General features: G+C 51.8%; 16 protein-coding genes and 1 pseudogene. 10 read left to right on the forward strand and 7 right to left on the reverse strand.

The annotated features are described in order from the left end of the window. Positions 1-131: 131 nt before the first annotated feature. The gene (locus CHH67_RS06050) at positions 132-782 is read right to left on the reverse strand and encodes a DUF2306 domain-containing protein (protein ID WP_095264172.1); all 651 of its coding nucleotides are present in this window, start codon (positions 780-782) and stop codon (positions 132-134) included. 74 nt (positions 783-856) lie between these two features. Then, positions 857-2,086 (reverse strand): annotated as a pseudogene (locus CHH67_RS27205) (DJ-1/PfpI family protein). 177 nt (positions 2,087-2,263) lie between these two features. Here CHH67_RS27205 and CHH67_RS06065 point away from each other — a divergent pair. Beyond that, on the forward strand, positions 2,264-2,953 hold the full coding sequence (locus tag CHH67_RS06065) for a response regulator transcription factor (protein WP_095264178.1): 690 nt from the start codon (positions 2,264-2,266) through the stop codon (positions 2,951-2,953). A gap of 1 nt (position 2,954) precedes the next feature. Beyond that, positions 2,955-4,331, forward strand: a complete 1,377-nt coding sequence (locus CHH67_RS06070) for a sensor histidine kinase (RefSeq protein WP_095264181.1) — start codon at positions 2,955-2,957, stop codon at positions 4,329-4,331. Positions 4,332-4,490: 159 nt separating this feature from the next. Here the strand turns inward: CHH67_RS06070 and CHH67_RS06075 are convergent, their stop codons facing one another. Then, on the reverse strand, positions 4,491-5,393 hold the full coding sequence (locus CHH67_RS06075) for a transposase (RefSeq protein ID WP_095264183.1): 903 nt from the start codon (positions 5,391-5,393) through the stop codon (positions 4,491-4,493). A 509-nt stretch (positions 5,394-5,902) separates the two neighbouring features. Between CHH67_RS06075 and CHH67_RS06080 the strand changes: the two genes are divergently transcribed. The 7 genes from CHH67_RS06080 (at position 5,903) to CHH67_RS06110 (ending at position 14,863) form a co-directional block, all read left to right on the forward strand. Continuing rightward, positions 5,903-6,937, forward strand: a complete 1,035-nt coding sequence (locus CHH67_RS06080) for an endo-1,4-beta-xylanase (protein WP_095264185.1) — start codon at positions 5,903-5,905, stop codon at positions 6,935-6,937. A gap of 275 nt (positions 6,938-7,212) precedes the next feature. Then, positions 7,213-8,403, forward strand: coding sequence for an acyltransferase (locus CHH67_RS06085; protein ID WP_095264186.1), 1,191 nt, complete (start codon positions 7,213-7,215; stop codon positions 8,401-8,403). 144 nt (positions 8,404-8,547) lie between these two features. Next, on the forward strand, positions 8,548-9,240 hold the full coding sequence (locus tag CHH67_RS06090; protein WP_095264188.1) for a response regulator transcription factor: 693 nt from the start codon (positions 8,548-8,550) through the stop codon (positions 9,238-9,240). 22 nt (positions 9,241-9,262) lie between these two features. Then, positions 9,263-10,498 carry a sensor histidine kinase gene (locus tag CHH67_RS06095; RefSeq protein WP_095264191.1) on the forward strand — a complete coding sequence of 412 codons (1,236 nt, stop codon included), beginning with the start codon at positions 9,263-9,265 and terminating at the stop codon, positions 10,496-10,498. Positions 10,499-10,634: 136 nt separating this feature from the next. Next, positions 10,635-12,311 carry a stalk domain-containing protein gene (locus tag CHH67_RS06100; RefSeq protein ID WP_218832005.1) on the forward strand — a complete coding sequence of 559 codons (1,677 nt, stop codon included), beginning with the start codon at positions 10,635-10,637 and terminating at the stop codon, positions 12,309-12,311. A gap of 196 nt (positions 12,312-12,507) precedes the next feature. Further along, positions 12,508-13,776: a polysaccharide deacetylase family protein gene (locus CHH67_RS06105; protein ID WP_095264195.1), complete on the forward strand. Its 1,269-nt coding sequence runs from the start codon at positions 12,508-12,510 to the stop codon at positions 13,774-13,776. 103 nt (positions 13,777-13,879) lie between these two features. Beyond that, a complete protein-coding gene (locus tag CHH67_RS06110; protein WP_244908099.1) occupies positions 13,880-14,863 on the forward strand; it encodes a divergent polysaccharide deacetylase family protein in 984 nt (327 codons plus the stop codon). Between the two features lie 105 nt (positions 14,864-14,968). Here the strand turns inward: CHH67_RS06110 and CHH67_RS06115 are convergent, their stop codons facing one another. Beyond that, positions 14,969-15,853, reverse strand: a complete 885-nt coding sequence (locus CHH67_RS06115; protein ID WP_244908100.1) for an N-acetylmuramoyl-L-alanine amidase — start codon at positions 15,851-15,853, stop codon at positions 14,969-14,971. A gap of 174 nt (positions 15,854-16,027) precedes the next feature. On the opposite strand from CHH67_RS06115, the gene CHH67_RS06120 reads away from it, so the two are divergent. Further along, positions 16,028-16,240, forward strand: coding sequence for a YqzE family protein (locus CHH67_RS06120; RefSeq protein ID WP_095264210.1), 213 nt, complete (start codon positions 16,028-16,030; stop codon positions 16,238-16,240). A 242-nt stretch (positions 16,241-16,482) separates the two neighbouring features. On the opposite strand, the gene CHH67_RS06125 is transcribed toward CHH67_RS06120, so the two are convergent. From CHH67_RS06125 to CHH67_RS06135, 3 genes are all read right to left on the reverse strand, one after another. Continuing rightward, positions 16,483-17,709, reverse strand: coding sequence for a pentapeptide repeat-containing protein (locus tag CHH67_RS06125; protein ID WP_095264196.1), 1,227 nt, complete (start codon positions 17,707-17,709; stop codon positions 16,483-16,485). 182 nt (positions 17,710-17,891) lie between these two features. Beyond that, positions 17,892-18,848, reverse strand: coding sequence for a YqhG family protein (locus tag CHH67_RS06130; protein WP_095264197.1), 957 nt, complete (start codon positions 18,846-18,848; stop codon positions 17,892-17,894). A gap of 2 nt (positions 18,849-18,850) precedes the next feature. Then, positions 18,851-20,605 carry a DEAD/DEAH box helicase gene (locus tag CHH67_RS06135; RefSeq protein WP_095264198.1) on the reverse strand — a complete coding sequence of 585 codons (1,755 nt, stop codon included), beginning with the start codon at positions 20,603-20,605 and terminating at the stop codon, positions 18,851-18,853. Positions 20,606-20,837 lie beyond the last annotated feature (232 nt).

Genomic DNA, 20,837 nt, shown 5'->3' on the forward strand with positions numbered 1-20,837 from the left:
GGTCGCTCCACCTCGCAGGTGCATGGCGAAGCGTGCAGCGGTCCCGGTCGCTCCACCTCGCAGGTGCATGGCGAAGCGTGCAACGGTCCCTGGCCGCTCCGCCCCGGCGAGGCGTGCAGCGCTTGGATAATTCAGCTGTGGATCGCTTGTTCTCGCGGGTTACGGAATATCGTGCGGATCACAAATTCAGGAATGATCAGCAGCAACGCGATGGAGCTGTATACGCTAATGGTGTAGCTTAACGGGTAATCCAGACCGATCCCGTAATGCAAGAGCGTGGTAATGAGATGAATCAGCATATTGGTGAAACAAAAAGCGTAGCTACGGATCATCCAGTTGCGGTGCCGGATCATTCGCTTCTTTTTGATTTGCACGAGCGCCATGATGGTGATAAACGGCCAGATCATATTCAGTAAGTTGAATCCGATGCTGCTGACCCTGCCCCCTGTAGCGTAAGGAGCCATATATCCGGATGTTAGTACGACGATGAGTACGGACACGATATAGAGGTAGCCGTTGATGCGATGGAACCGGCGGCTTTTTTCCAAAAGACGATTGGAGAAATTAAGCAGCCCGGAAGCCATAGCAACACATGCGAATGCAACATGAACGTACATCACGTTTAACCAAACCGGGGGGTTGAGCGTCCGCCGTAGTCCTGTTTTATGGCCTATAAATCCGGCGGCACTTGGATCAATGACATAATTTTTGACCAGTGAGTAGAAGATGAAAATGATGGTGATCCCAGCGAGGAGCCGGAATAAAGTTTTGCGTCGATTCATGGATTTGTAAACCTCCAGAGATGGGAGAGCGATGAACGTCTCTCGCTCCCAAATTTCAGTTCGGATCAGGACGGTCAGGATCTTCGCGTGCCTGTCAATTTCGAGGCAGGCAGCATGCCGGCTTTGGCAACGCCGGTCATGCGATCAGTCTCGACGGCCACTTCAAATTTCAGGTTCAATCGCATTGGCTTCGTGACGCGCAGCGACCAGATCAGCTTGCCATCCTTTAGCACAGGATTCAGGAAAGGCACCGTCTCGTTTGCCTGAGTTGCCTGACCCTGAATCTGTCCATCTACAGAGGATATCGACAGCATGACCTGCATATTTCCGATTGGCGTAGCGATGGCAATATCCCAGTCTCCATCGAAGGCAGAGGCCGGTAAGGCGGTATCCTTCACGTAGGGCATGCTTCCAACTAGCTCGGGATGATCTTCCTTTAGGTGATCCGCCTCGGAATACCCTGTCTCGATGTCATCCGTCCTGGCATGATCCGTAACGGAGTGTCCCGTCTTGGCATGCTCCATCTCGGATCATGCTCCGCCGTCCTTCCGTGCGGCTTGTCCCGGATCCATTCCGGTATTTCTCCAGACAGTACCTCTCCGCTCGAATTCGAACAGTTGCTCAACCGTATGCGCTATTTTGGGTCCGAGCTCGCGTTCCACCAGATATAGTGCTACATCGAGCCCAGAAGTAACGCCGCCGCCGGAGACGAGATTGCCATCATCCACAACGCGTGCTGCAACCGGGATCGCTCCAGCGGCGTCAAGCACCTCCATACCCATATGGTGGGTAACCGCATGCCTTCCCTCCAGCAGGCCGCTCATGGCAAGCAGCAGCGAACCGCCACATACAGTAGCGACGATGATGTCCTGCTGGAGTGCCTGTCGCTCATCTTTCTGCTCCTCGATTGCCTGTCGTTCAAGCGCCTGTCGCTCAAGCGCCTGTCGCTCGTCTATCTGCTGACCAACCGCTGGCCGTTCAAACACCTGGCGCATCAAACTGCCCAGCTACGTTTGCGCGGCTCTGCCGAGAATGGCTGGGATAGAATCGGGGCCATCGCCCTCCACCTCCCCGGCCGCGCCGGGGACAAGGATAATTCCAGCTTGCTGTGGGTTCAGCTTGCCGCTGACTTCAATCTTTAAGCCGCCCATGCCGCTCGGAACGGATCGGGGCCCCTCGGCAGTAACCAGTTCTACATGGAGCGTACCGCCTGCGATCATGGCAGCTGCGCAAAAGACTTCATAAGGAGCTATGACATCCATTAGATCAAAACCGTCAAACAGTACAATTTGAATTTTTATGATGTTGATCCTCCTTCTCGTCTTCCGTTAAAGGAATGTTCATAGAAGAATCGTAACAAACGAATATCTCAAACAAGGCGTCCAAAAAGTCACAAAACAATAACAATGTATCACAAATCAGGAGTGTGCGTTAGCTTCCTATGAAATAAATGATAAACTGGTTCCAAAGGTGGGATATTTGTGAGTGAAAAGACAACGATACTTGTGGTGGATGACGATGCCAGCATCGTGGAACTGCTGCGGGATTTTTTAGAGTTTGAACAATTTCATGTGTTGACCGCGTATGATGCGCAAGCCGCGTGGTCTCTCTTTACGAAGCACGCGGTTCATTGCATCGTGCTTGATGTCATGATGCCGGGACAGAGCGGCTACGAGCTGTGCCGCCGGATTCGGGCGGAGAGCGAGGTGCCGATCCTGTTCCTGAGCGCCCGCAGTGACGACGTTGACAAAATTCGTGGACTGACGCTCGGAGGGGATGATTATATTGTTAAAACAGCTTCTCCCGGTGAAATCATCGCCCGGATCCGTGCGGTACTGAGGCGTTCGGCTTCGCCGCAGCGTCCAGTGGAGCGGACACTTGAATACGGACGCATTAAGCTTAATTTGTCGGCAAGGGAAGTGTTTGTAGACGGGGAGAAGGTGGTGCTGACCCCTAAGGAGTATGAATTGCTGCGGTTGTTCGCGGAGCATCCGAGGCAAGTGTTCACATATGAGCAGCTGCTGGGGAAGTTCTGGGAAGGCATCGGCGACAGGCACACCGTGCGTGTGCATCTGGGGCGGCTGCGTGAGAAGATCGAACAAGACCCGAATCAGCCGAAGCACCTGATCAATGTATGGGGCGTAGGCTATCGTTTTGATGAGGGAGAATAATATGAAAACTGTGCGAATTCGTACGTTTACCATCATCTGTTTAATATTGATGTTTATATTGCCATGGACGTTTTTTGTGGCATCTCACTATATGGAGAATCGGACATTCCGCTTATCTGAATCCCGGTCGCATGAGCAGAAGGTCCAGCAGCAGCTGGACGAAATGATCGGCAGGATCGAAGCGGGAACGGAAAGCTGGATCGACCCGGCGTGGCAGCGGGAATTGAAGGACAAGCTGCAGGCAGTGGAAATGGATGCGGTACTTCTGTCTGCTTCAGGAGAGGAACTGTTTCGTTCCGATCCGGATCGCCGGGGCACTTCATCGTCAACCGAGCGGTTCTCGATTATTGTGAATGGAGAGCTGCATGGGAAAGCTATCATCTATCTGCCTTCGTCGAACATGTCGCTGATCCTTTCCATATTTGCCGGGCTGATTCTGGCATTCTTTGTCATGGGGGCAGCGATGCGCAGGCTGCTCCTGAAGCCGCTGGAGAAGATGAGTGTGGCGGCAAGGCAGATCGCGGAAGGAGATTGGGACGTGGAACTGCCTCGATCGGGGATTACCGAGATTTCCGAAGTGCGTGACGGATTTGCCGTGATGGTGAAAGGACTGCAGAACTCCTTTCAAAAGCAGGCACAATTGGAGCAGGAGCGCCGATTTGTCATCAGCGCCGTTGCCCACGATTTGCGTACGCCGCTGTTTGCTTTGCGTGGGTATTTAGACGGCCTAGAGCAGGGAATTGCCCGGTCGCCTGAACAAATATCGAAATATGTGGCGGTATGCAAACAGAAGTCCGAACAGCTGGGTCTGCTCGTAGAGGGTCTGTTTACATTTACAAAGCTGGACTATCTGGAGGCCAAGCTAAGCATGGAAGAGGTGGATGTGAAGCTGGTGATGGAGCGGGCGGTAGACAGTCTACGACCGTTGGCGGAGCACAATCAGATGGTGATCAACAGTCAACTGGCTGGGCCGTGCATGATTAGCGGCGATGCCCATCTGCTGGAGAGGGCCATGAACAATCTGCTAGACAATGCGGTCAGACATACACCGTCAGGTGGTGCAATTGAAGTTCGCTGTAGCCAGGATAACGATCGCGTGGTTTTCGAGATTCGGGATGCCGGTTCAGGATTCTCGGTAGAAGACCTGAAGCGCGCATTCGAACCCCTCTACAGGGGGGAAGCTTCCCGAAGCCGTGCGACGGGTGGAAGCGGTCTCGGGCTCACCATTTCGCAGCGAATTATCCGGCGACATGGCGGTGACCTGACTGCGGCCAATCACCCGGAAGGAGGAGCGATCCTGCGCGGGTGGTTCCCTGTGTGGCATCCGGGAAACGCCCTTGGTTTGATCGAGACAGCGCTGGATGGAGATCGCGTGTGAGTTTTTATTGATAATTCGCTTTCCCAGAACCCTTGCGCAGTTATCCCGTTTAATCAGGACAGCAAACAAACAGAACAGACTGGCTAGGCGCCCCTTGTGGCCATCCAAATACAATATGTTCAGAGATGCTGTGATTTCATATGGTTTCCAACATACTGATCATGCAACAGCGGCAAGGGAGGGATTACATTGGCGGGCGATCAACTGCCTGTAGGAAATCCGCGGCACGGTCACACACATCTTAAGCAACTTCTGACCCATCGATTCCTCCGTCTCGGACAAGCGCAACCAGCGGCGTCCTGTATACTCACTCAAATAGGCCTGGAGATGCTTCAGCTCCAGCGCACCATAAGTGCTTGTTAGCGACTTCCAAGCCTCTCTCACGACGTTCCGCAAAGGCGTATACAATCGAAACGCTTGAGGGAACAGACCGACGTCCGATGACAGGCGATCCACATGCTCATCAATGAACGCGGTAAGATCGCGACGCGCTGCCTTTTTATCGGTTCCTCGGCTCTGCGGTACCAGGCGAATTATGACTTGCTGCGGTTCACCGGCCTCATCGACCGTGCAGCCAGCAACGACTGCCGAGGCATGTGGATGCGAAACCGTACATCGGGAGGGATTGCGTCCATATTGATCACTGTTTACCTTTACATCGCCGTAGAGCAGCTCCCGGGCATCGAAATACAGGGCAGCATGGCGAATTTTGTGCAGCATTAACCACGCGGTCTTGTAAGTGACGTCAATCACTTGACACAGCCGCGTGGCCGAGATGCCGTCCGGGAGCAGGAACAAATCCAGGGCGATGAACCACTTGAGCAAGGGAAGCCGGGTTCCTTCAAAAATGGTGCCGACCAAAGCCGATGTCTGATGCTTGCAACGTCCACACTCGAACAAGGGAATACGCCGGGAGCTCAGACGGCTGCACCCTGTGTGATTACAGCGCGGGCAAATAAAACCGCTTGGCCATTTCATGGCAATCAGCGCCTCCATGCAGTCTTGCTCGCTCTGATAACGGTTATGGAAAGATTGAAGCTCCGTCCCCGTATGGCTCATCATATCCGCTCACCCCGAATAAAAGTTTACTTGCATAAATTCCCGATTAAAGAAAATGACGAACACTCGTTCCTTTTATTTCATTATAGCAAACGTATGTTCCTCTTTCAATCGAAAACGTGAAATAAAATGTCTTATTATTCCGATTCACGTTTCCTGATTCTCACTCATCAACACTTGTTTGTGCGCATAATGCACTCTCTTTTTCAACTGTTAAGCCGATCATGACTGACGGTCATTCGCTTGTTTCTATGTTTCAGACTCCCTACACCCTGAACGAAAGGGATAATGATTAAAGGGGAGGGGGAGAGGAAGGAGGAGCTCAAGGGCATAGAGGCGAGGTCAAAGGCATAGAGACGAGGTCAAAGGCATAGAGGCGAGGAAGAGGGTCAGTAGTCAGAGGCCGGTTTTTAACATATATAATTTCTGGTATGCCATGTTTACAATGCTCATTAAATGTCCCGTTTTCATGTGCTATGTTGAGTATATGAGATAACGTGAGGGGGATGCAGATGGACAAGAAGCAGCAGATTGCCGCAATGAGTCTAGCCGAAACTTTTCAGGATCGCTTTTTGATCGGGGCGGCCGTGAATCCGTTAACCTTGGATGCCCAAAAAGAGCTGCTCGTACAGCATTTCAACAGTGTCACTGCGGAGAATGAAATGAAATTCGAAAGGCTTCACCCCGAGGAGGGAGAATACACTTTTTCAGAGGCGGACAGACTCATGGACTTCGCGAGAGCGAACGACATGGCCGTCAGAGGCCATACGCTAGTATGGCACAATCAGACGCCGGATTGGGTGTTTCAGGATCGTTCAGGAAACGTCATCGGCCGCGAAGTTCTGCTGGCACGGATGAAGGAACATATTGATACTGTGGCCGGCCGCTACAAGGGTCGTATTTATGCTTGGGATGTCGTGAATGAGGCAGTATCCGACAGTGGTAATGAACTGCTTCGCTCTTCCAAATGGCTTGATATTGCTGGTGAGGAATTTATCGCAAAAGCGTTTGAATACGCGCATGACGCCGATCCGGATGCTTTGTTATTTTACAATGATTATAACGAGTCGTTTCCAGCCAAACGGGATAAAATCTATTCCCTGGTCAAGTCCTTGAAGGAGCGGGACGTTCCAATCCACGGCATTGGCATGCAGGCGCACTGGAACCTGGTTAGCCCCGCGCTGGATGAAATCCGTGAAGCGATTGAAACCTATGCGAGTCTCGGCGTTGTGCTCCATATTACGGAGCTGGATGTATCGATGTTTGAGTTCGAGGACCGCCGAACCGACTTGACATCTCCGACAGCGGACATGCTGGAGCTTCAAGCAGCGCGTTATGAGCAGTTTTTTGGGCTGTTTAAGGAATATCAGGATGTGATCGGATCGGTTACCTTTTGGGGAGCGGCTGATGACTATACCTGGCTGCATGATTTCCCGGTGAGAGGGCGCAGAAATTGGCCGTTCCTGTTTGATGAGAGGCATGAGCCGAAGGACTCGTTCTGGAAAGTGATGGGGGTTGCGAGCTCCCACGATCCCAAGCCGCTGTGAATAGGAAACCGAGCACGGTTGCACAAATTTTAACTAAATGAAAATAGCAGGTCGCCTTATTAAACATCCAGGCATGGATTCCCGGTATGAACCCGGATCCGTGCCTTTTATATTTGTTATCTAAGTTGTCCCGAAAGCAAATCTTAAGCTTTTGTTAAGAACTTAATAGTCTGGCGTTAAGAACTTAATAGCTTAGCGTTAAGAACTGTCCGCTATACTGTTGAAATCCGTTTCGGACCACCGAGGCGATTCAAACAGGATGAGAGGGCAATACTATGAACAATTCACAAGCATTAGGGCTTCGAAGAGAGAGACTTCCAGAATTACAGCTGGTTCGCGCATGTGCGATTATCGGCGTCCTGTCGGTACACTCCACGTCCTTTGCGGTATCTGCAATGACAAGCTCCCAATATTTTTGGACGTACAACTTTCTGAATATTTTTATGAAATTCGGAACGCCGACCTTTATTTTCTTAAGCAGTTTGGTCTTGTTCTACAATTATTACAGCGAGCCTATTACTTTGAAGCGGATTAGCGGCTTCTATAAAAAGAGACTGTTATATATCATCGTCCCGTATACGGTGTTTTCGGTATTCTACTTCGGACTGCTACATTACTTGCATTACCAGGGCAGGCCGCTCGGGGAAACGATGGAGAGCTTCTTTACGAAGCTGCTAACAGGCAAAGCATACACCCATCTTTATTTTGTGTTCATCAGCATTCAATTTTACCTGCTGTTCCCGCTTATACTGTGGCTGCTCAAAAAGATGCCCCGTCTCGCTCGCTGGGCAGTTCCGATTGGACTAGGAATCCAGTGGACCTTTATACTTTTAAACAAGTATTATTGGCAAGTGCCGAATAAAGGAAGCTGGGCATTGTCCTACATAGCCTACTTCATGCTTGGCGCTTTTGTTGGCATCTATTACCCGAAATTAAAAGCTTGGCTTACGATCTGCCGGACCCATGCAACGCCATTGCGGACGGCCCTGTGGATCATACTGTGGCTTGGATGGATTGCGGCAGGGCTTGGTCATGTGTATGTCTATTACAACAGCCGATTATATGGAACCGCATATAATTCGACCTTATATGAGCTGATGTGGAATCTGCATACTTATCTGGGAGTAATCGTTTTGTTGCAGTTGGCATCGCTCGTTTATCGGGGGGCGAAACCAAGGGTTACCGATGGCTTGATGCGTTTAGGTGCGGTGTCATTTGGGATTTATTTAATACACCCGTTCTTTTTGCTGGTTTATCGACAGTTTCCACCTGAGACAGGGAGTTCACTAATGATGTATCTTTGGTATGCCGGGGGCTTTGCCGTTGCGCTGATGTGCTCATGGATAGTGGTGGAGATAACGGTACGCTGGCTCCCGGGATCATGGGTGATCTTTGGCCGTGTTCCAAAGTCGAAGAGTACCGGACAACAACAGGACATAGCGGCGAGCCGCAGTCTTAGAACCTGAATTCGAAGACCAGGTGTATACCGTGTTGTTGAGAACAGGTTATAAGATCCAGCTCCCGGACATCATAACCATAGCCAGGAAGCAACGGCCAGACTTAAGAGGCGTTCCGCCATAACATATAGCAGTAGAGTACAAGGAGGAGTCATGTCTGGAGTAACAATTCTGATGGTAGACGATGAGACAGAAATTATTAAATTGATGGAAATTTACGTAAAAAACGAAGGGTATACGCTATTGACGGCTTCCAATGGTTTGGAGGCGCTTGAAATACTGAAATCTCATCCGGTGGATCTCATCATATTGGATGTGATGATGCCCCAAATGGACGGTATCGAGGCCTGTATGAAGATCAGGGAGGAGAACAATACACCGATCATTATGCTGTCAGCCAAAAGCCAGGAAATCGATAAGATCGCCGGTCTCAGCATCGGGGCAGACGATTATGTGACCAAGCCCTTCAGCCCGCTTGAGCTGATTGCACGCATCAAATCTCAGCTTCGCCGATATAAGCATCTGAACAGCAACCGGGATCAAAACGAGAATGAAATCCTGATCGACGAGTTGTCGATCAACGTAGCCTCTCATCGGGTAATGCTGGCTGGCGAGGAGATTAAACTGACACCAAGGGAGTTCGCATTGCTGCATATGCTGGCAGTCAATCGAGGTCTGGTGCTCAGTATGGACAAAATTTACACGGAGGTATGGAACGAGCCGTTTATGGAATCCAAGAATACGGTCATGGTACATATCCGCAAGCTTCGGGAGAAGCTCGAGAAAAATCCGCAACAGCCGGAGATTATCAAAACCGTGTGGGGGATCGGATACAAGATAGAGTAAACGAAGGCAGAGGTGTCCTAACTTGAGACGAATACAGTTTAACAACATTCGAATGAAAATGCTGATTATGCTGGTAGCCAGTATCGGCATTACCGTTGCTCTGCTTATAGTTCTCTATGCGTTAAGCATTCTGATCCTAAGTATTCCATATATTAATTCTCCGCTAGCCTGGGTCGTCAACAACATCGGTTCCAAGCCTGTCATGTATGTCGTTGGCGTGCCCCTCTTCTTTGTGATGTATTACTTAGGGACAAGGTGGTTCATTCGCGATTTGGAATCCATTGAAGCGGGGGTCCGCGAGGTGACTGACGGACACTTCGATTACAAGATCGAGCTGCATTCGCAGGATGAGCTGGGGCGTCTAGCCTCGGGCATTAACCATATGACCGAGCAGCTGAAGCAATATCTAGAGGAAATCACGCATGGGCTGCGGGAAATTGCCAAGGGCAATTTTGATACGGAAATTCCCGTCCGCCAGGATAGTCAACTTGGCGAGGTTGCTAACAGTATCAACCAGATGAGCCGGCAGCTTCACCAGTCCATTCTGGAGGAACGCAACGCAGAGAAGACCAAGAACGATCTAATTACCGGTGTCTCTCATGATCTGCGTACCCCGCTGACATCAATTCTCGGGTTTCTAGAGGTTATTGAGGAGGATCGGTATCAGGATGAAGTGGAACTTCGGTATTTCATTAATATCGCCTATGAGAAGGCGCAAAATCTGAAGAAGCTGATTGATGATTTGTTTGAATATACAAGAATCAACAACGGTCTTCCGCTGGAAATCCGGGAAATCGACATGACCCGTTTTATAAAGCAACTGATCGAGGAATCGGTGCCGGCTATGGAAAAGTCAGGGGTTGAAGTTGAATTGGAGGCCGAGGAGGGGCTAGCGATTGTGGCTGATGGCGGCCAGCTCGTCAGGGCTTATGAAAATTTAATGTCCAATGCCATCCGGTACGGAGCGTCAGGCGGAAAAATAGATATTGCAGTCCGAAGTGAAGGCGATCAGGCGGTTGTCCGTTTCACGAATTATGGAGAGCCCATACCGGAGCGAGATTTGCCATTTATCTTCGACCGGTTCTATCGGGTGGAGGGCTCGCGTTCCAAGGAGACAGGCGGAACTGGACTCGGACTTGCCATTACAAAGAGCATCGTCGAGGTGCAAGGAGGGGTTATTTCGGTCCGAAGCGACCGACAAAGCACGACTTTTGAAACGCGTTTTCAAAAGGCAGGACAAGACTTGAATAGGGGATGAAAAGATGAGGAATAAACGTGCTTCGGTGTTGAAAAAACAAATAGCGGTTGCGGTTTGCGCCATATCGGCGCTGACTGTCCTTATTCCAACTTCCGGAGTAAACATAATCCATGCGGAACATGCAGACACCTTTCAGATGAATGAATCAGTCCCGAAAGAAGGGGCACATAAACTGATTTTCTCATCAACGAAAGCAGTGTATATACTCAATGACGCAGAAATAAGTGCAGCTCAGCCGATGCTCAACCGCGGCGGGTATAATTATGTGCCGGTCAGCACGATGGCGAAACTGCAAGGATTCAGCCTCGCTTATGATGCAACGACCAAAGAGGCTAGAATAAAGGGCGGCGGCGAGGAGTATGTTTTCAAGCCTGGCAGCCGCATCGTTAAGGGGAGTGGAGCGACTTACTCAATGGAACTCCCCGCAATCACACACCGCGGAAGTATGATGGTTCCCGTTCGCGAATGGGCAAAACTTACGGAAAGCAGGCTGGCATGGGAAAACAAACAGCTCACATTATCCTGGGGAAACCAGGAGCATCCGGAGGGCTTTGCTCCTGTCGCCGATTTTGCCACGGATAAGGCGGAGTATCGGCTCGGGGAGCCGGTCAAATACGAAAATCTGAGTCACGCCCCCGGCTCCAAAATCGTGAAGGAAACATGGGAGGGGAACGAATCCGCCTTCTTTGAGCCCGGAGAGCATGAGATCATGCTGGAGGTGGTCAACAGTGAGGGAGTCAAGAGCTCTGTCCGCAAAGTGATCAAGGTGCTTGATGAATCGCTGTATACGAAGGAAGAGTTTGATCGATTATTTACCCCAATTGGTCAAAAATTTGACCTTGACGCCTCTTCTGCATTGCTTATGAATACCCTTCCTTTTACAATCGTGCCTCAAGACGGGCAGACATTCATTCGCAGTAACAGCCCCGAACATCTGACTGAGGAAGGGATTGCATATCAAGATACGATTTCAGGTGATGTGCGAATCAATATTCACAATCAGAGCCGTGCGAGCAAGGACCTGTCTGTTCATCTGATCGCTACGAATCCGGGAAGCACGCCGCTGTCCATCCGGCTTGGTGCGACCGGAATCGGGGGACCTGCGAAATATGTGTCCACCAGCGGCAAGGCGGCGATCACTCGTTACCTGGAGGCGTTCAGCAAAAAGGAGGCACCGGAGATTGTTACCATCCCGGCAGGGGAATCGGCTGTTCTGCTGCCTGATATGAGCGGCATTCCGCTTAAACCGGGTATGGTGCGAACGATATATACCGATCTGCATACCGATCAGGAAGTCAAACTCTCCGTGGTCGTGGCTGATCCTTCGCGCGACCCGCTGGAAGCGCTGGAGGAACTGCCCGTGCTCCCTCGGGACGGCAAGCATGTGCGGGGGACGTTCCCAGGCGCGAACCGGGAAGTCGTTGTCGATAGCGGCCAGCTTGGGCTAGAACCGCAGCGTCTGGTGCTGGGGGATTCCAAACAGGATGCATTCCTGAAGGGCGTCGACGGTGTGACAGGGGAGGAAGAGACTAATATTGGAAATACAGGCGTGTTTTATTCGATGAAACTGCGAATTGCGCCAAACACGTTAGTAGCTCTTAATGCCCGGGGAGGCCACTATGCGGGCGCGCTGCTCGTTAACGGCAAGGTGGTGCAAATGACCGATGGCAGCATCTTAAGAAATCAAAGCGAGGCCGGTGTCCTGTACCGAACAGGGAGTGCCGAGGAAAGCGTGACATTTGTGTTTGTGCCTGCTTCGGGCAGCAATCTTCCCGTCAATATGCTATTTATGCCGTTGCCAAACAAATCATAATCGAATCGTGCTGAAACGCTCCCTGATCAGGGGGCGTTTTTTCTAAGTGCTCGTGTGTTCCTGTTCAAATCAATCTTTCTGACTAGAGCATCGTTTTTTCAGTTTCATTTAAGTGTTTGCTAAGCATTTAAAGACGTTAGCGTTAAGATGTCTTCCTTATACTTGCAGCAGCAAGCAAACAAGGAGGCAAACAAACATGAAAGCACAATGTACAACACAAAAATCAAACCTGGGCAGGCTTCAAGTCCAACTAAGAGGGGTGGTGCTTCTCCTCGCCTTGGTTGTCATGGTTACAGGATGCGGCGGCAACAAGGTTCCTGATGAAGTGACTCTGTCCCTGGATGGCAAAGAATTCAAGGAACCATTGGCCGAAATTCACGAAGGGCAGTTGATGGTTCCAGGATCCTTCATTAAAGACGTGCTTGGCAAAGAGGTGGAGTGGAGCGAAGATCTTAGTGCAAAGGCCCCTTCGATTTCAGAGCCAATTGTACACTATTCCGGCAAAGTCGGCGTGTTGATGTATCATGACCTGATGGAGAACCCGGATCGCGGAGACATCCTGTCCGTGGATCAATTCAGGGGACAGATGGAGCTGCTTCGGGAAGAAGGGTTCGTACCAATCAGTATAGACTTATATTTAGATTACATCGGCAAGGGAAGCGAGGTGCCGGACAATGCAGTTTTGATTACGTTTGACGATGGGTATGAGAGCTTTTACAAATACGCTTTCCCCATTCTGAAGGAATATAATTATCCGGCCGTGAACTTTGTCATCGTATCGGCAGTGGATTCACCAAGCGGTGAAGGCAGACCGAAGTTAACCTGGGAGCAGATGAGAGAAATGCAGGAACATCGGATCGGATTCTATAGTCATACCTATGACATGCACCGTTACGGGAGCATCGACGCCAAGGGGACACAGAAGCCGGTAACCACCCGGAATTTATACCTTGCAGATGAGAAACGCATCGAGACGGACGAAGAGTACGAGAAACGAATGGTGGACGACCTTATCCACGCTGAACAAAGGCTTAAGGAAGAGCTGGGCAACAACCGGAGCGTGATGGCGCTCCCATACGGGGCCTTTAACGACAAGCTGCTAGAGATTCTCGATTCCGTGGGTATTGAGGCTTCCTTCACGGTGAAGGAGGGCATCAATGAGCGGGAGGACAGAAACGGATACCGCATCAATGCCGGGCGGTCTGATCAACGTCCAGAGATAGTGCTGGCCAAATTAAAGGGTCAGGATCCGAGCCAGCGTCTGCTTGTGAATGGAGATGGAGCACAGCTTCGCATCAGCGGCACAACCGTACAATTTTCCAAGCTGCTTCAGGGCGTAAGCCCGGAGGATTCGCTTGTCCCGCTGCGGGAGGTGTGCCAGATATACGATATTAAGGTCGACTGGAATCATAATAAGAAGCTGGCGGTTATGACCACTGCTAAAATTAGCCGCACTGCAAACTGAAACCCGGCTCGGTTGTATCCATCCCCTACATAAATGATGCCCATAGTTCAAACAATATAGGTGAACGGAAGGTAGTTTTCAGAATGGAAAGGGGCTGCAAGCGATGATTCGGAGCCGTTATGTCAAGACGGGGCTCATGTTCTGTGCTGCGCTGCTGTCAGCGGGCTGCCTGGATGAGGCTGAAGCTGGTGCCTGGGCTGGTCGGTTGTCGGCCAGATCTGAAGTACCGGTAATTGGTCTGTCAACTGGCCTCCATGTGGCCAAAGACCCACAGCGTATGCCGACCACCGAGTCTAGGGGGCGCAGAACACCACCGGTAAAAGCAGGGGAACGCTATCCGGATGCCGAGGATCGAAATGCGGGGGTGCCGCAAAGCAAGAACCGCAAGCTGGCTATCATTATCGACGATTTTGGCAATGGGCAAAAAGGGACAGCCGAGATGCTGAACCTGCCTGTGAAAATTACGGTAGCGGTAATGCCATTTCTGGCCACCAGCCGTGAGGATGCAGAGAAGGCTCATCAGCAAGGGCATGATGTCATCATCCATATGCCGATGGAGCCGAAGCAGGGACAAGCCAGTTGGCTGGGGCCCGGAGCGATTACGACCTCGCTTTCGGATGAAGAAATTCGCCAGCGCCTGGAGGCTGCTATTGATTCGATCCCCCACGCCATCGGTATTAACAACCACATGGGCTCTAAAGTGACCGGCGACGAGCGGGTCATGTCGATTGTTCTTGATGTATGTAAGGAGCGAGGCTTGTTCTTCATCGACAGCAAGACAAATTACCACAGCATTGCCTTGAAGCTGGCGCAAACCAAAGGGGTTCCTGCCCTCGCGAATGATCTATTCCTTGACGATGTGCATACGGTGCCCCATGTGCAGAAGCAGCTGAAAACCGCTGCTGAACATGCGATCAGGAAGGACACCTGCATTGCGATCGGCCATGTTGGGAAGTTTGGGGGACGGACAGCTGAAGCGCTGAAGCTTTCGGTTGAGCAGATGAAAGGACAGGTGGAATTCGTTGGCATCGGCGAATTGGCGATGGAACGTTCCAGCTGGAGACCTGGTACCGTCCCTATTTTCTAAGACAAAACATAGAACCTCTCTCGGCTGTCCTTGTGACATGAGGGAGGTTCTTTTTGTCTTAGTAGCTCCTGCATTATGCGCATACAGCAAACAGGCCTGTCTTTGTCACAGGGCAGCAAAATAACTGATAATACCGTTCGCTACTGCCTCGGCGATCGCTGCTTGTCCTTTACGGGTGGTCAACATCAGCCGGTCTTCCGGATTGCTCATAAATCCGGTTTCTACAATTACAGCAGGGACATCGGTTGTGTTAAGCAGATAGAAGGGCTTGCCAACCGTCACTCGGTTGGTTCGGCTGTATAGCTGATTCAACTCGCGCTGGATCGATTCAGCGAGCAGTGAGCTTCTACCTTCGGCCTGATGCAGCACAATTCCGCCTCGGCTTCTCGTATTTTTACTCCAGTTGACGTGAATGCTGACAATGACCTCTGTCGGGATTTCCTTGCTGAGCTGTTTACGCTGCGCCAGATCGCGCTGATGCCTGGACCTGCTGCGATGCCAGCGATTGTCGTCACTGAGCGCGTAATCTCCATCCCGATTCAGTACGGCGTGGAAGCCTTCTTTGCGCAGCAGCATGAATAACCTTCTGGAGATTTCCAGGTTGATGTCTTTTTCCAAAATGTCGCCATGCGATGTTCCTCCGTCAATTCCGCCATGTCCTACATCAATCAAAATGACATCATACGGAAAGGGATGCAGACCATGGAGCGAATACGCATCCTCCCTTTTGTTTGCTTCCGATGCGGAGGCGGGATGCGGAGAAGAAACGGTATCCTTGCTTGTCCCGGGCTGAATGCGTGGAGGCGTATAGGCAGAGCTTCTCGAAATTTCAGCCAGCCGCAGCTTCAAATGGGCTGACTTTAGCCCTGATGGCCTGTCAGATATCTGGTGTATGGTTAATGGGAACTGCTGGGTAGCGACCGAGGCAATATCCAGCAGCGGGACTGCTGCAATGGTGCACGCAAGCATGGTTAGGATGGCTTTAATCAAGATCGATTCCTTCCTTCGATTCAATATCTGTCACAAGGGGCGAAGATCCGCCTTACGCTCTTAGAATGTACACTTTCGGGAAAAACATGCCGAGTGGGTCAAGTCCGTCTAAAAGCGCTTGAAACTGCGCAAACTGATATTAGGGGCGGAAAAACCAACAAGGAGTTGAAGACGATGGCCAGCGGTGATGAGTTGATTAAGTACATTACGGAGCGTTTTGTCACCTATATGGATACGCCCCGGGAGGTACGCCGGCAGGAAAAAGGGAAGGTAAAGGAACCCTGGACGAAAAAATGGTTCGGAATGATACCATTTTCGGTCTCTTTATGGAAGGATGACATCAAAACCAGACGAAGTGGCAAAAAACATAAACAGTCTCAAGGATGAGATGATAACCATTACTCGTTATGTTCATGATCGGGAGGGGCGTTGAATCGCCAATACCCCCGTGTGTGGCGATATCCGGCATGTGGTTGATACCACCGTGGGGCTGATTCGCCATAGATGTAAATTGGCGGTTCTGTAAGCTTACGGGAGTCGTGGATTTTAAAAAAAGGGCGCTGACTGCAGTACAAAGTCAGCGCCCTTTTATGGCGAAAATAAAGACCATTCCGAATTCCGAACGTTACTCAATGCCGTGGAAGCGCGTGAAACACCCCATGTCCGGCAAGGCTTGAGGCTGGAAGAAAGCGCACGGTATCGGCTCCTTCCAGCGTGACTGCAGTATAAATCACAGCGGCTCCATTGTCTGCATCATGCCATCGCTGCCAGCCGTTCAAGGCGAAGGGAGCTTCATAGGCTGCGTTCCGAGAGCCGGCTGAGAATACTAGCGATGAGTGAGCCTGGAGAAGCTTCCGAAGCTCACTGCTGCTTCTGGCCTGCAGGCCGGGCGTGGTCACCCACAGCAAATTGCTGTATGAATCGGTCGCCTGATTGGCCAGCGAAGGTGTCTCCGGGAGCCAGACCTGCCGTGGATTGAATTTTACTTTTGCTTGGGCAGGGGGAAGGGCAGATTCGTGCGAAGCCGAAGCGGCTTGGCCTTTGCTTAGACTATCATCGGGTTCGACCGGCAACGCTTGCCCGGTAAAAGCGCTGATATGAAGCACCTTCTTGTCCGGCAGCCTGATATCCCACACCGGTAAGACACCGCTGTACCCTCGTTCGATGACGCTTCCTTCGGGCAATCCCGCGCTGCCTTTGAGCAGCCCTTCGGCTGCGAGACGCTCATATAACGGCGCCTGACTGAACGGAAGCGTAGAGCCGATTCCGTATTCAGTCAGACTGTAGCCGCCGTCTTCCACAGCGGTAATAATTAGATAGCCTTGCGGAAGCCCGCCTTCGGACAGCGTCACCAACCAGCCATGCGTTCCCGGACCGAGCGGGGTAAATTCAAGCTCGGCTTCAGACCAGGCTGTGAATGGAGCATGGCCGGATAAATGGTCAACGGTCTGTTCAGCGAAGGCAACAAGGCTGTCCGGCACTGCCGCAGCTAAATCGAGTCCGGTCTTGTCAGCGATCCGGAGGTCAGCGGATCGAAAGTCAGCGGATCGGAGGTCAGCGGATCGCAAGTCAACGGATCGAAGGTCAGCGGATCGTGGCTCGACAGTCTGGCGATCAGGGGTTCCGATATTGGCAGTCGCTTGGTGAGCAGTCCAGAGTGAAAATACCGGGTTATCCGCAGGAATGACTTGCCCGGTCGATGAGGTGCCGCCTGCGGCGTGCCCTTGGGCAGCGCCTGTGCCTGTCGCTGCCGACACCTCGCCTGCAATCGGGGATGCCAGCAAGGCAGGCGCGAGGGTGACAGCGCATAGCAGCATCCGCCCGAAATAGGATTTAAGCGTTCGAGACAGCATCATGGAAGTCGGTTGCCTCCTTTTGTCGTCAACAATTGGATTTTGCGTACCTTAGGATGGAGTTAGACGATGAACCCCTCTATATACGCCCAGTATATCGGACAAGCTGTGCAAAGGCTGTTACAAGCTGTCGGGGTACCGTCTCTGGATTAGGTTCTAAATTTGCCTTGATTTGTAGAGCGTGGTCAGGAAGAGGCGCTCACGGGCGAACACAGATGAAACAGCCCGCTGGTTATGGCGGATAAGCTCACTTTAGGCTCGTACTGCCACTGCATCTCCGATTTGCGGTTCTCGTACTGCTCGGCAATCAGGGCTTTTTTCTCCTCATCTTCTTCCTTGAGCAGGTCTTCATAATAACCGTCAATAACAGCCAACTCCTGCTTAAGCCGCTCGCGCGCCTGAGCGGCCCATCCATAGTCGAGCCTGCTTAATTTCTCAATCAGGTAGTCTTCAAGCAGCGCAGCAGCTTCCGTCAGCGTCAGGACGGCTGGCTTGACATGCACACGCTCCGGCAATCTGGGATGCAGCTCCCGGCCCTCAAGCACGGCCGGAAAATGCTCAATAATTGCCCGGCTCGACATAGAAATGCCGAGAAAATGCAGCTCCTCCCGCTTCAAGTCACAGCTGAATTCCACCTTGAAGCAGACGCCCAGCCACTGCTCATAGGCGGTCGAGCGTCCTCTCTGTGCCGCCGGGGCTGATGGCTGCTGGAACAGATAGACGCACTTTCCTTCCTCGCGGGCCGCGTTCCATATTTGCGCCAGTCTGCTGCTCCCGTAAGTGACATCCTCGCGCTGGATTCGTCCCGGGCCAAGCACAGGAAGGAGAGGCGCTGTGCCATAGTACCGTGACAGCACCGGGTCCTGGCCTTGCCCGGCGGGCGAAGCGCTGTTCTTCTGCTGCTTGGCCAGCGCTTCGTCATACTTGGTCGGATCGAATACAAAGGTAAAGGACAGCGTCTCCGCCGGAGCGCCGGTACGTTCCACGAAGCCCCAGTAATACGGGCGATTGGTCAGCATTTTGTCGGCCTGGGGAGACAGCTTGACGGTGACATGCTCAGACGATTTCTCGATCACGCTGCACTCGGTGGCCTCCAGATACGTCATGAAGTGTTCCTGAACCTCCTGCGGCGTCATGGTCATCTTTAGGCTTCCTCCTCTCGTAATGGCTCCGATATGTTTTGCTGCTCCAGATCTCTGCGGATGTGCTCCAGCGAGTCGCCGAGGCTGTGAAGGCGCTGCCGGATCTCGTCGTCGTTGCCGGACTCCAGCATAATTTTGTAGAGGCTTTTCTCAATCGATTCCTTCTTCTCATACCGCTCCAGAATGACATCCAGGCCGCCGATCACCATCTCGAACATGTTGATCTTCTCGTGGAGCAGGTTCAGAATATGTTCCTCAATCGTCCCGGAGGTTGAAAGGTTGAATATTTTGACATCATTCGTCTGGCCGAGACGATGCACCCGCCCGATCCGCTGCTCTACGCGCATCGGATTCCAGGGCAGATCGAAATTGATCATATGGTGGCAAAATTGCAGGTTGATGCCTTCGCCGCCCGCTTCCGTGGCAATCATCACCTGTGCGCGTCCGCGGAACAGGTCCATCATCCAGTCTTTTTTGCCCCGGTTCATCCCGCCGCGATAAGGCACGGATATCAGTCCGTGATCCCGGAAATAATTAAGCAGATATTCCTGAGTGGCCCGGTACTCGGTGAATACGATCACCTTTTCGTTCATCTCGCGGATCAGCTCAATCGTTTTTTCCGCTTTGGTGTTGGCTTTAATGTTCTTGATCAGGTAGACAAGCTCCCAGATCTTATCGCGGAGCGGTGAGTCCTCAGGCAGCTTCTTCGACAGGTTCACCAGCGTGACAAACACGGCATCCCTGCTGCTGCACACCTCCCGCTGCAAGGTGACAAGCGACAGCATGCTGCTCAGATTGCCGCCAGCTGCCTGATACTGATCTTTAACAAAAGAGGTGACGCCGTCATACAGCGCCTGTTCGTCAGGGGAAAGATTGAGTCCGACGTTGCGGACAGTACGTTTCGTGAACGCTACGTCGCTCTCCCCGCGGCGGTTGCGGATCATCACTTTTGACAGCTCGTCCTTGAGCTGATCCTGGTTCTTCGGCTTGCGCTTGTCGACGACGAAGTTGGCGGCGAACTGACCCTGCCCGCCGAGCTGGCCGGGCTTGAGCAGAGTGATGAGATTAAACAGCTCGCTGAGATCGTTTTGCACAGGTGTCGCCGTGAGCAGCAGGCAATATTTTTTGCGCAGCTTTTCGATGAATTTATAGTTGGACGTTTTTTTGTTCTTCAGTTTATGCGCCTCATCGATGATGAGCATGTCGTATTCCCGATTGAGCAAAATTTCCGAATGCGGATCGCGCTTGGCGGTGTCCATGGAAGCGACCACAATGTCGTTTTCCCAGGAGTACATTTTCTTCTGGGCCACGGCCGGAATGCCGAATTTGGAGTTCAACTCACGGACCCATTGCAGCACGAGGGAGGCGGGAACGAGGATCAGCACTTTGGATACGAGCCCGCGGACCATATATTCTTTTAAAATAAGACCGGCTTCAATCGTTTTCCCAAGTCCTACTTCATCGGCCAGAATCGCCCTTCCAGACATTTCGAACAGGACGCGTCTGGCGGTATCCGTCTGGTGCGGGAGCGGAGACAGATCGCCGATATGTTTCAAGCATTGCAGCTCTTCAAAGCTTGTAACGAGACGCGCTTTCTCTCCCTCGACGGCCAGCTTGGATAGACGCCAGTCGCCCCAGGGGCCTCCCTTGTCGAGGCGGCTCTCCAGATCCTCCAGCCACGACCGGTCACGGTGTATGGGAACCGGAAGGCGATTGTCCGGATGGCTGCCGACAGGTTCGGCAGGGCGGTTATTCATAGGATTCTCCTCCTCATGATGAAAGTTTCCAAGACAGCAGTACCCCTAGTATGGACGAAAACAGAAGGGTTCATAACTGTGGCGCCTTTTTGGCAGAAGGGAGGGGCCCAAAATTCACAACTTCGGCATAGCCTGACCATATATAGTGTAGTATAATGATTCATACCTACAATATATGGTGTGTACGGCCGCAGATTTACGTTTAGCCGTATACATACTAGGGTAAGTTGTA

The organism is Paenibacillus campinasensis, assembly GCF_002272015.1.
Taxonomy (GTDB): domain Bacteria; phylum Bacillota; class Bacilli; order Paenibacillales; family Paenibacillaceae; genus Paenibacillus_AQ; species Paenibacillus_AQ campinasensis.

Excerpts from the sequence above, each read along its gene's own strand:
- CHH67_RS06110 (WP_244908099.1), top strand. The coding sequence starts at position 13,880 with ATGATTCGGAGCCGTTATGTCAAGACGGGGCTCATGTTCTGTGCTGCG.
- CHH67_RS06100 (WP_218832005.1), top strand. The coding sequence starts at position 10,635 with ATGAATGAATCAGTCCCGAAAGAAGGGGCACATAAACTGATTTTCTCA.
- CHH67_RS06080 (WP_095264185.1), top strand. The coding sequence starts at position 5,903 with ATGGACAAGAAGCAGCAGATTGCCGCAATGAGTCTAGCCGAAACTTTT.
- CHH67_RS06075 (WP_095264183.1), bottom strand. The coding sequence starts at position 5,393 with ATGATGAGCCATACGGGGACGGAGCTTCAATCTTTCCATAACCGTTAT.
- CHH67_RS06105 (WP_095264195.1), top strand. The coding sequence starts at position 12,508 with ATGAAAGCACAATGTACAACACAAAAATCAAACCTGGGCAGGCTTCAA.
- CHH67_RS06090 (WP_095264188.1), top strand. The coding sequence starts at position 8,548 with ATGTCTGGAGTAACAATTCTGATGGTAGACGATGAGACAGAAATTATT.
- CHH67_RS06085 (WP_095264186.1), top strand. The coding sequence starts at position 7,213 with ATGAACAATTCACAAGCATTAGGGCTTCGAAGAGAGAGACTTCCAGAA.
- CHH67_RS06050 (WP_095264172.1), bottom strand. The coding sequence starts at position 782 with ATGAATCGACGCAAAACTTTATTCCGGCTCCTCGCTGGGATCACCATC.
- CHH67_RS06120 (WP_095264210.1), top strand. The coding sequence starts at position 16,028 with ATGGCCAGCGGTGATGAGTTGATTAAGTACATTACGGAGCGTTTTGTC.
- CHH67_RS06125 (WP_095264196.1), bottom strand. The coding sequence starts at position 17,709 with ATGATGCTGTCTCGAACGCTTAAATCCTATTTCGGGCGGATGCTGCTA.
- CHH67_RS06135 (WP_095264198.1), bottom strand. The coding sequence starts at position 20,605 with ATGAATAACCGCCCTGCCGAACCTGTCGGCAGCCATCCGGACAATCGC.
- CHH67_RS06130 (WP_095264197.1), bottom strand. The coding sequence starts at position 18,848 with ATGACCATGACGCCGCAGGAGGTTCAGGAACACTTCATGACGTATCTG.
- CHH67_RS06070 (WP_095264181.1), top strand. The coding sequence starts at position 2,955 with ATGAAAACTGTGCGAATTCGTACGTTTACCATCATCTGTTTAATATTG.